Source organism: Streptomyces synnematoformans, assembly GCF_039531005.1.
Taxonomy (GTDB): Bacteria; Actinomycetota; Actinomycetes; order Streptomycetales; family Streptomycetaceae; genus Streptomyces; species Streptomyces synnematoformans.
The window spans coordinates 1-10,636 of sequence record NZ_BAAAPF010000251.1 but is presented as its reverse complement, the minus strand read 5'-3'; the positions used below and the strand labels follow the sequence as shown (position 1 = coordinate 10,636).

The following is a 10,636-nucleotide window of genomic DNA, read 5'->3' as shown; positions in this document are numbered from 1 at the left end:
CGTCGCGCCGGTGGCGTGGACGGTGCCGCCGCAGGTGTCCCGGACGTCGCGGGCGCCGCCGACGGCTCAGCCGGCGCCTCAGACGCCGGGGCCGGCGGCTGCGCCGCCGCCGGTGCGGCCACCGCGGTCTCCCGCTCCTGGCGCTGACGGCGCAAGGAGCGCCGCAGCGGCTCCGGGTCCATGCCCTCGTTGACCGCCTGGTGGAGCAGCCGCGCGAACAGGTACTCCGGGTCGGACTCCAGCGCCCGGCCGAACGCGACCCGGGCCGCTGCCTCGTCGCCGGTCGACAAGGCCACCCAGCCGGCGAGGGTCAGCGGGGCCGCGGCGTGTTCCCCATAGGCCCCGACGCAGCGGCGGGCCAGCGCCCGCCAGAGCCGCAGCGCCCCGTCGGCCTCGGGGCCCTCCATCCGCTCGGCGGCGCGGTCGCGGGTGAGCCGGTCCTGCAGGCCGACGATGAGGTCCGCGCACTCGCCGTCGGTGAGCAGCGTGTCGTCCCGCGCGTCCGTGTCCGCCGCCGCCTCCCCCGCGGGCGGCGGAGCCTCGGTGAGCCGGGCGATCAGCCGGTCCGCCAGCTGCACGGTCTCCTCCCGTACGGTCTCCCGGCCGGTCTCTGCCAGGATCCGCGGCACGAGCGAGCCGCCGGCGGCGTCGAACGCCCGCGTCTGCCGGTCGCCGTCCGGGTGCCGGGGGGTGAGGCGGCTCTCCAGCGCGCGCAGCGACCCGGGCCGCTGCATGCCCGCGTAGGTCGCGGCGGCGGCCAGGGCGGAGCGGCCGGGCGGATCCAGCGCCGTGCCCTCGGGGGGACAGCAGCGCTCGTCGGGGCAGAGGTACGACCAGAAGCGCCCGGCGGAGATGCACAGCGCCTCCACGACAGGCACCTCCAGCCGTCCGCAGGCCACGCGCAGGCCCTCCGCGAGCGGCCGCAGCCGCTCCATGACTGCTCCCGGCCGCTCTCCCGCCGCGGGATCCTGGCAGAGGAAGACGACGATGCCGTCCGGCTTGCCGCCCCGCGTGGCGCTGCCTTCGACGAGGCACTCGGCGAGCTGTGCCGCGACATCCGGCCAGCCGTCGCGGTCCGGCGGGATCCCGAGCCGCAGCCGGCCGCCGAACCGCCCGCGCTCGCCGTGCAGCGCGGCGAGGACGACGCTGTCGTCCGGGTGGAAGCCCATCAGGTACGGCAGGGCGTCCGCCAGCTCGGCGGGGCTGCGGAGAACGACCTGCGTTTCGTTGTGCGATGTCATGGCACGAGGGTTTCGTGTCTCCGCGAGATCCGCGACCCCTGTGGATAACCCCTGACCGGGTCATGCCAGCGCCCTTTCCGGGCTCGGGAGATCCGGCCAACTCGCGTGTTGGCCGGTTCGGTTCGGGGCCTGCGGTGCGGGCGGCCTCTACGGTGGCGCGGGGGGTCGGCTTCCGGCGTCGCACACGACGAGAAGGGGCAACGTGCCATGACATCCGACGCGCACGACGACAACCTCGCTCCCCCGTCACCCGAGGAGGTCGGTTCCGCGTACGACCGGTTCGGCCCGCTGTACGACCTGACGCTGGGCACCTCCGCCATCCACGTCGGCCGGTGGTCGGCGGCGGGCCCGGCCGACGGCGCGGGGCCGCCGCCGACGACGCTCGGTGAACTGTCCGACCAGGCCATGGACCGGCAGACCGACTACTACGCGGCCGCGCTAGCGCCGCGCGCCGGCGACCACGTGCTCGACATCGGCAGCGGCACCGGCGGTCCGGCCGTGCGGCTGGCGGAGCGCACCGGCGCGCGGGTCACGGGGATCACCGTCAGCGAGACGCAGGTCGCCCGGTCCCGGGAGAGCGCCGCCGCGGCGGCGCTCTCGGACCGGGTGTCGTTCGTCCTCGCCGACGCGCTGGAACTCCCCTACGAGGACGCCTCGTTCGACGCGGCGTGGGCCATCGACTCCTTCTCACACATCGCCGACCGGCTGCGCGGCCTGCGCCAGGCGTGGCGGGTGCTGCCGCGCGGCGGGCGGCTGCTGATGACGGAGTTCACCCGCCGCGGCGACCCGTCGCACGCGCAGCTGGAGACGTTCCGGCAGGTGTGGACGTCGCCGCCGCCGCTGCCGCTGGCGGAGGGGCTGCGGCTGGCGTACGAGGCGGGCTTCGAGCTGGTGCGGCTGGAGGACCAGACCCACGACGTCGTCATGAACGGCGAGGTCATGACGGTCCTGTACCGGGACCGCCACGACGCGGTCCTGGAGCGCTACGGCCCCGAGACGACCGCGGCCCTGGACGCGGCGATCCCGGTGTTCCGCACCTTCGTCCGCGACCACCTCGGCTACTACCTGTACCTGCTGCGCAAGCCGTAGGCGTGCGGGCGCCGGCCGCGGCCGGCGCCCGCCTCAGCCGGTCGCCGCGAGGACCAGCGGCAGGGCTCCCGCGGCGCCGGCCCGCCGCAGCAGGCGGGCGGCGACCGCGAGGGTCCAGCCGGAGTCGGTGCAGTCGTCGACGAGCAGCACCGGGCCCGGGTTGGCGGCCAGGGCGGCGGCGAGGTCGTCGGAGACGGCGAAGGCGCCGATCAGGGTGGCGAGCCGCTGGGCGGAGTTGCTGCGGCGGGGGCCGGGGCCGCCGTCCGGGCCGGTGTACGTCAGCGTGCCGAGGTACGGCAGGTGTCCGACGTTCGCGATGCCCCGGGCGAGCGAGTCGACCAGCAGGGGCCGGGTCGTGGACGGCACGGCGACGACTCCCACGGGCCGTGCCGCCGCCTGCGGGCCGCCGGACGCCCAGCCGGCCGGGGAGCGCGCCCAGTCGGCGAGGACGTCGACCGACGCGCGCAGTACGTCGTCGGGGACGGGGCCGTCCGCGGCGTTCTCCGCGAGCAGCGGCCGCAGCCGGTTGCCCCAGCCGATGTCGGAGAGACGTCCCAGGGCGCGGCCGGCGGCGCACTGCTCCCCGGCCGGGATACGGCCTTTGAGTTCGATGCCGAGCGCGGGCATGCCCGTCGGCCACATCCGCCGCGGCTCGACCTCGGTCCCGGGCCGGTCCAGCTCCTTCTCGGCGCCGGTCAGGGCGTCCGCCGACACGCCCGCGTCGATCCAGGCCCCCGCGCAGTTGTCGCAGCGGCCGCAGGGGGCCGCGCCCTCGTCGTCCAGCTGCCCGCGCAGGAACTCCATCCGGCAGCCGGACGTGTTCACGTAGTCCCGCATGGCCTGCTGTTCGGCCGCGCGCTGCCGCGCCACCCACGCGTACCGCTCGGCGTCGTAGTCCCACTGCCGGCCGGTGGCCGTCCAGCCGCCCTTGACGCGCCGGACGGCGCCGTCGACGTCGAGGACCTTCAGCATCGTCTCCAGCCGGGTGCGCCGCAGGTCGACGGCGGCCTCCAGGGCCGGGACGGACAGCGGGCGGCCGGCGTCGGCGAGGGCCGCGAGGGTCTGGCGGACCTGGGTCTCGGGCGGGAAGGCGGTGTCGGCGAAGTACCGCCAGATCGCCTCGTCCTCGCGGCCGGGGAGCAGCAGCACGTCGGCGTGGTCGACGCCGCGGCCGGCGCGGCCCACCTGCTGGTAGTACGCGATCGGGGAGGACGGCGAGCCGAGGTGGACGACGAAGCCCAGGTCCGGCTTGTCGAAGCCCATGCCCAGCGCGGACGTCGCGACCAGCGCCTTGACCCGGTTCGCCAGCAGGTCCTCCTCGGCCTGCAGCCGGTCGGCGTTCTCCGTGCGGCCCGTGTACGAGGCGACGGGGAAGCCGCGCTGCCGCAGGAAGGCGGCGGCCTCCTCGGCGGCGGCGACGGTGAGGGCGTAGACGATCCCGGAGCCGGGCAGCTCGCCGAGGTGCTCGGCGAGCCAGGCGAGGCGGTGCGCCGCGTCCGGCAGCCGGACGACGCCGAGCCGCAGGCTCTCCCGGTCCAGCGGGCCGCGCAGCACCAGGGCCTCGCTGCCGCCGGTGCCGAGCTGCTCGGCGACGTCGGCGGTCACGCGCGCGTTGGCGGTCGCGGTCGTCGCCAGCACCGGCACGCCCGCGGGCAGGTCGGCGAGCATGGCGCGCAGCCGGCGGTAGTCGGGGCGGAAGTCGTGCCCCCAGTCGGAGATGCAGTGGGCCTCGTCGACGACGAGGAGGCCGGTGGTGGCGGCCAGCTCGGGCAGCAGGCGGTCGCGGAAGTCCACCGAGTTGAGCCGCTCGGGGCTGACGAGGAGCACGTCGGTCTCGCCGCGCTCGACCTCCTCGTGGACGGCCCCCCACTCCTCGGGGTTGGCCGAGTTGATCGTACGGGCGCGGATGCCGGCCCGGGCGGCGGCCTCGACCTGGTTGCGCATGAGCGCCAGCAGCGGCGACACGATGACCGTGGGCCCGGCGCCGCGGCGGCGCAGCAGCGCCGTGGCCACGAAGTACACCGCGGACTTGCCCCATCCGGTGCGCTGCACCACCAGGGCGCGGCGGCGCTCCGACACCAGGGCCGCCACGGCCTGCCACTGGTCCTCGCGCAGCCGGGCCGGGCCGCCGGGGGCGCCGACGAGCCCGGCGAGAACGGCGTCGGCTTCGGCGCGCAGCTCCTGATCGTCCATGCCCCCATGCAACCCGATGGCACTGACAGTCGGCCACCTCACGCACGGTGACGGTTACGGAGGCGCAGGTCCACCGCTGCCGGAAAAGATTGATCTGTCGACAATGCCGCATTGCCGCAGGCCATTTCGGCGGGGAGAATTGAGATCGCTCCCAGCGCCGGCCCGGCCCCCGGGCTGCTCGACGCTGCGCGCCCCCGCCCGTTCGCCCCCGCCGTGCGTTCCGTACGCCCCCGACCCCCGGGAGAGCCCTTGGTCTTCGGCCCCGCCACCGGCGACACCGGCCCGTCCGGCCGCATCCTCGAACCTGCCGAGTGGGCGGCGGCCGGGATCCCGCTGCTGCGCAACCCCCGCGAGATCGTCACCGGCCTGCACGCCCGCCACCGGCCCGCGCCGGACACGGCGGTGCTCGCCGTGCTCGACCCCGACGAGCGACTGCGCGCGAGCGCGTCGCTGTCGTGGCGCGAGGCGGGCCGCCCGGACGCCGTCGCGGACGGCTGGGACCTGCGGAACGGGCTGCTGGACCGGCTCCGCCGGGTCATCCCGCACGACCTGCGCCGCCGTTTCCCCGTCCGCACGGCCGTCCTGCTGTACTGCCGCGCCGGGGGCGCCGGGTGGACGGAGGAGGACGGCGCGTGGATGTGGGGGCTGCGGGACGCCTGCACGCTGCACGGGCTGCGCTGCGGCGCGTACATCACGCTCACCGGCGGCGGCTGGGAGGTGCTGGGCGAGGGCCGCGGCGGCCGGCGGCCCTACGCGGAGGGCCCCCCGGTGGACGGCCCGCAGGCGGACGACGGGCCGGACACGGACACCGGCTCCGGCGCGGAAGCGGCGACCCGTGCGCAGACCGGGGCGGCTCCGGGGCCGCGGGCGTGGCAGCCGCCGGACCACGTGCCGCGGGAGCCGGAGCCGGAACCGCCGCCGAAGCCGCGGCAGGAGCCGGAGGCGAGCGTCTCGTGGGCGGTCTGAGGCACCGTCCGCGGGCGGACCGGCCCGGACCGTGCGGTGCTGCGGGCCCGGCCGTGCGGCGCTACGGGCCTGCGGTCCTGCGGGCCGCGGTGCCGCGTCCCGCCCGGCGGGGCGTGCGCCTCAGGCCGAGACGCCCAGCACGCCGTTGATGTAGTCCGCGTCGCCGCACAGGACCAGCAGCGCCGCCGCGCGCGTCATCGCCGCCGGCAGCGCCGCGGCCGTCGCCTCGTCGCCGCCGCCGTTGACGGCGACGACGACCACCTGCCGCCGGGCCAGCCGCGCGGCCGCCCCGGCGTCGGCGTAGAACACGTCCTCACCGGCGGCCTCCTGCGCCCAGTAGCCGTCTTCGCCGAACGACAGCTCGTGGGCCGCCCACGGGTGCAGCTCGCCGGTGGTCAGGACGAGGATCTCGGCCGGCGCGCGGCCGGACTCCAGCAGCCCGTCGACGGCTTCGTCCGCGGCGTCGACGGCACCGTCGGGCGTCGCGGGGACCAGTTGCAGCTGCGGTCCGGCGGCGGGCCTGCCCTGACCGCCGGAGGGTCCGGGACGGGCGCCGGGCGCGGTGGCGCCGGGGCCGCGGCCGCCGGGGCCGGAACGGGATCCGCCACGCGGCCGCACGGGACGGGGGCCTGGGATGGGACGAGGGGGCGCACTGCGGCCCGGGACGCTCTCGTGGGTGGGAGAGTCCTCGGCAGGGAGAGGCATGGGCGCATGTCTATCAAACCGAGGTGACAACCACGTCAGCGGGTGGCCACCTGGCAGCCCCGGCGCTCCGCGGAACGCCGCGCGCCCGGCGCCCGTTCCCGCCACCGCGGCGGGCCCGCGGCCCCGACGGCGGGGCCGCGTACGTCAGATGTCGAGCCCCAGCTGCCCGGCGGCCTCCAGCTCCGCGGTCTCGGGCACGATCCGCGGCCGTTTGAGGTGCTGCCACTTCGCCAGCGCGTCCATGTACGCCCAGGAGACCCGGTGGTGGTGCGTCGGGCCGTGCTCCTCCAGCGCGGCGCGGTGCACGGGCGAGGGGTAGCCGGCGTTGTCGCCGAACGCGTACGGCTCGTACTCGGGCCGTTCGGCGCCCAGTTCGGCCATGCGCGCGTCGCGCTGGACCTTCGCGAGCACGGAGGCGGCGGCGACGGCGACGCACGACTGGTCGCCCTTGATGACCGTACGGACCCGCCAGGGCGCCCCGAGGTAGTCGTGCTTGCCGTCGAGGATGACCGCGTCCGGCCGTACCGGCAGCGCGGCCAGCGCCCGGCCCGCGGCGAGCCGCAGGCACGCCGTCATGCCCAGCTCGTCGATCTCCTGCGACGAGGCGTGGCCCAGCGCGTGCGCGGTGACCCAGCCGGTCAGCTCGGCGGCCAGCTCCTCGCGCCGCGGCACCGTCAACAGCTTGGAGTCGGTGAGCCCTTCGGGTGGGCGGCGCAGGCCGGTGACGGCCGCGCACACGGTGACGGGCCCGGCCCAGGCACCCCGGCCGACCTCGTCGACTCCGGCGACGACCCGGGCGCCGGTGGTGGCGCGCAGGGAGCGTTCGACGCGGTGGGTGGGCGGCTCGTAGGGACTCACGAGGCCAGCTTACGACCCGCCCCCGGGGCGCTGCCGCCCGCCCGTCACCGGGTGTGCAGCAGCGGCACCATCACCTGGTCGACCATCTCGTCCATGTCCTCGTCGCTGAGGTCCCGCCCGGTGGTCTTGTGCCGGTACATCATCATCGCCGGCAGCACGTCGAGCACGAGGTCCCCGTTCACCTCCGGCCGCACGTCCCCCCGCTCGACCCCGCGGCGCAGCAGCTCCGCGATCAGCTCCTTGCCCGGCTCGATGATCTGTCCCATGACCACCTCGTGGAACTGCTCCGCCTGCTCGCGGTCGCACTCGTCGAGCACGGCGCGCAGCGCCTGGCCGCCGCTGGAGTACATCCTGTCGCGGAGAGCCCGGCAGAACTCGGTGAGGTCGGCCCGCAGGCTGCCCCGGTCCGGCTGCGTCTCCAGCGGCGGGACCCCGGCGCGCAGCGCGTCCTCGACGAGCGCCGCCTTCGACGCCCAGCGCCGGTAGACGGCCGCCTTCCCGGTCTGCGCGCGGGCGGCGACGCCCTCGATGGTCAGCCCCTTCCAGCCGGCCGCACCCAGCTGTACGAGGGTGGCGTCGAGGATGGCGCGTTCGAGTACGTCGCCCCTGCGGCGCATGCCGCCCGCCTGGTTCTGGCTGGTCTCGGTGCACGCTCCGGGAGCGGTCCGGCGCGAACTACCCATATCGGTCTCTCCGTCAGCGGTCATAGTGAACGCTTGCGTTCCCTCTCGGGGGCTCCTACGCTCAGTTCGTCAGTGAACGCTACCGTTCACTATTTCACATGTATGGGGAACATGGTGACAACCTCTCAACTGGCCAAAGAGCCGGAGGCGGGCAAGGCCCCCCGCGGCGACCGGCGCAACATGGCGCTGCTCATCATCGCGGCCTGCCAGCTCATGGTCGTTCTCGACGTCACGATCGTGAACATCGCGCTCCCGCACATCCAGGACTCCCTCGACTTCTCCACCACCGGCCTGACCTGGGTCGTCAGTGCATACACCCTCACCTTCGGCGGCCTGCTCCTCCTCGGCGGCCGGGCCGGGGACATCCTCGGCCGGCGCCGCGTCTTCACTTTCGGCATCGCACTGTTCATCGCGGCCTCGCTCCTCGGCGGCTTCGCCCAGGAGCCGTGGCAGCTGCTCGTCGCCCGCGCGCTCCAGGGCGCCGGCGGCGCCATCGCCTCGCCCACCTCGCTGGCGCTGGTCACCACCACTTTCCCCGAGGGCCCCGAGCGCAATCGCGCCTTCGGCGTGTTCGCGGCGGTCTCCGCAGGTGGCGGCGCCATCGGCCTGCTCGCCGGCGGCATGCTCACCGAGTGGCTCAACTGGCGCTGGGTGCTCTTCGTCAACGTACCCATCGGCCTGCTGATCATCGCCGCCGTCCCGCTGTACATCAACGAGTCCGCACGCCACCCCGGACGCTTCGACATCACCGGCGCGCTGACGTCCACCCTCGGCATGGCGGCCCTCGTCTACGGGTTCATCCGCGCCGCCGAGGAGGGCTGGCGGGACGGCCTGTCGATCGGCTCGTTCGTGGCGGCCGCGATCCTGCTCGTGGCGTTCGTCTTCGTCGAACGCAACGCGGCGGACCCGATCACGCCGCTGCACATGTTCGCGGACCGCAACCGCTCCGGTACGTACGTGATCATGCTCAGCCTGGCCGCGGCCATGTTCGGCATCTTCTTCTATCTGGTGCTGTTCGTACAGAACGTCCTCGGCTACAGCCCGATCAAGTCGGGTGTGGCGTTCCTGCCGATCACCGTGGCGATCGTCATCGGCGCGGGCCTCGCCCAGCGGTTCCTGCCGGCGCTCGGGCCCAAGCCGTTCATGGTCGGCGGCTCGGCCATCACCGCGGTCGGCATGGGCTGGATGGTCCTGCTGGACACCGGCAGCTCGTTCATGGGCGGGGTGCTCGGGCCTGAGATCATCTTCGGCTTCGGCATGGGGATGAACTTCGTGACGCTCACCATCACCGCCGTCTCCGGCGTCGCGCAGCACCAGGCGGGCGCCGCCTCCGGCCTGCTCAACGCCACCCAGCAGGTCGGCGGTTCGCTCGGGCTGTCCATCCTGACCACCGTGTTCGGCACCGCCAGCAGGGACGAGGCGGAGAAGCAGCTCCCGTCGTTCATGGCCGAGGCCACGCCGGAGCAGAAGGCGGTCCTGGAGAAGAGCGGCGAGCTGCCGCCGCCGTGGGGCCAGGAAGTGCTCTCCGAGGGCATGTCCCAGGCGTTCCTGGCCGGTACGGCCATGGTCGTGCTCGCCGTGATCGTCGCCGTGGTGGCGATCAAGGTGCGCAAGAGCGACCTTGAGGCCCTGTCCGGCATGGCGGGACCGGGCGCCGCCTGACGCGGCGCTCCCGGAATCCGGCGGCCCCGCCGGTAGCGGGGCGGGGCCGCCGGGGCAGCCCACCCCATACAGCGCCGCGGCCGGTACGCGCAGCGGGGTCTCTGCCGCGGACGGCGTGCTGTCCGCCGCGTACGGCGCCGCCTGCGCCACGCCGCGGGCCCGCGCGTTGCCGGCGCGGGCCCGCGGCCGGGCCGTACCGGCGCGGCCCGGGTGCGTCATGTCCCGGGGACCGCGGGCACCCACTCCGGCAGCGGCTCGGCGCTCCGCACCCACGCCGCCGGCGGGGCGCCGGCCGGCGCACCCGCGAGCACTCCGCCGACGATCGCGCACGTGGTGTCCACGTCCCCGCCGGCCTGCGCCGTCGCCCACAGCGCGCCCGTGAAGTCGCCGAGGTGCCGGGCGGCGGACCACAGGGCGAACGGCACGGTGTCGTGCGCGCTGGTGCGGCGGCCGTTGCCCAGCACGGCGGCCACGGTGGCGACGTCGTCGTAGTCGAGCATGTCGCGCGCGCGGCGCAGCCCCTGCCCGACGGCGCTGCGCGGCACCAGTGCGATCACCTGGTCCAGCAGGGCGGCGCCGGCGGCCAGGCCGGTGCCCGGGGTGCCCGTCGGGGCCGTGGCACCCGTCGGGGCCGTGGCACCCGTCGGGGCCGTGGCGCCCGTCGCGGCCGTACCGGGACTCCGGCCGGCGGCCAGCGCCGCCGCCGCGGCCACCGCCATGCAGCCGGTGACGGCCTCGCGGTGCTGGTGGGTGACGTACGACGAGACCTCCGCCTGCCGCACCGCCTCCTCGACGTCCGCCGCGTACCAGGCGCCCAGCGGCGCCACCCGCATCGCCGCGCCGTTGCCCCAGGACCCCTGCCCGTCGAAGAGGGCGGCGGCGAGCCGGCGCCAGTCCTCGCCGTCGCGCACCCGGCACAGGATCCGGTTCACCGCGCGCCCGTAGCCGCGGGGGCCGCCGGCGTTCTGCCGGCCGGCGAACGACGCCGCCAGCGCGTCCTGCTCGACCCGGCCGTGCGCGGCGAGCACCGCCACCACCGAGCACGCCATCTCCGTGTCGTCCGTCCACCGCCATGGCGCGGGCGGCAGCTCGCGGCGGGTCAGGAGCGAGTAGTTGCCGGGCTCGGCGTACCGGGAGCCGAGCGCGTCGCCGACGGCCAGCCCGCGCAGGCTCGCGAGGGCGCGGGCGAGGCGCGCTTCGGGGTCGGCGGGCAGGCCGGGGACGGCGGCCGGGTCGGGC

General features: G+C 75.8%; 9 protein-coding genes. 3 read left to right on the top strand and 6 right to left on the bottom strand.

Annotation, left to right across the window (positions count from 1 at the left end; all coding sequences use genetic code 11):
• Positions 1-1,241 (bottom strand): DUF4192 domain-containing protein (locus tag ABD317_RS27570; RefSeq protein ID WP_344293047.1); only part of this gene is annotated, 1,241 nt, incomplete at its 3' end.
• Positions 1,242-1,448: 207 nt separating this feature from the next.
• On the opposite strand from ABD317_RS27570, the gene ABD317_RS27565 reads away from it, so the two are divergent.
• Entirely contained in the window at positions 1,449-2,330 is an 882-nt protein-coding gene (locus ABD317_RS27565) for an SAM-dependent methyltransferase (protein ID WP_344293045.1), read from the top strand.
• Between the two features lie 33 nt (positions 2,331-2,363).
• Here ABD317_RS27565 and ABD317_RS27560 read toward each other — a convergent pair whose 3' ends face one another.
• On the bottom strand, positions 2,364-4,523 hold the full coding sequence (locus tag ABD317_RS27560) for a RecQ family ATP-dependent DNA helicase (RefSeq protein WP_344293043.1): 2,160 nt from the start codon (positions 4,521-4,523) through the stop codon (positions 2,364-2,366).
• Between the two features lie 249 nt (positions 4,524-4,772).
• On the opposite strand from ABD317_RS27560, the gene ABD317_RS27555 reads away from it, so the two are divergent.
• Positions 4,773-5,489 carry a hypothetical protein gene (locus ABD317_RS27555; protein WP_344293041.1) on the top strand — a complete coding sequence of 239 codons (717 nt, stop codon included), beginning with the start codon at positions 4,773-4,775 and terminating at the stop codon, positions 5,487-5,489.
• A 120-nt stretch (positions 5,490-5,609) separates the two neighbouring features.
• Here the strand turns inward: ABD317_RS27555 and ABD317_RS27550 are convergent, their stop codons facing one another.
• From ABD317_RS27550 to ABD317_RS27540, 3 genes are all read right to left on the bottom strand, one after another.
• Positions 5,610-6,194, bottom strand: a complete 585-nt coding sequence (locus ABD317_RS27550; protein WP_027752643.1) for a hypothetical protein — start codon at positions 6,192-6,194, stop codon at positions 5,610-5,612.
• A 144-nt stretch (positions 6,195-6,338) separates the two neighbouring features.
• Positions 6,339-7,052, bottom strand: coding sequence for a ribonuclease HII (locus tag ABD317_RS27545; protein ID WP_344293039.1), 714 nt, complete (start codon positions 7,050-7,052; stop codon positions 6,339-6,341).
• A 44-nt stretch (positions 7,053-7,096) separates the two neighbouring features.
• Positions 7,097-7,735, bottom strand: coding sequence for a TetR/AcrR family transcriptional regulator (locus ABD317_RS27540; protein ID WP_344293037.1), 639 nt, complete (start codon positions 7,733-7,735; stop codon positions 7,097-7,099).
• A 114-nt stretch (positions 7,736-7,849) separates the two neighbouring features.
• On the opposite strand from ABD317_RS27540, the gene ABD317_RS27535 reads away from it, so the two are divergent.
• The gene (locus ABD317_RS27535; RefSeq protein WP_344293051.1) at positions 7,850-9,397 is read left to right on the top strand and encodes an MFS transporter; all 1,548 of its coding nucleotides are present in this window, start codon (positions 7,850-7,852) and stop codon (positions 9,395-9,397) included.
• Between the two features lie 215 nt (positions 9,398-9,612).
• Here the strand turns inward: ABD317_RS27535 and ABD317_RS27530 are convergent.
• Positions 9,613-10,636, bottom strand: a 1,024-nt coding sequence (locus ABD317_RS27530; RefSeq protein WP_425582449.1) for an ADP-ribosylglycohydrolase family protein, incomplete at its 5' end; no start/stop codon positions are given.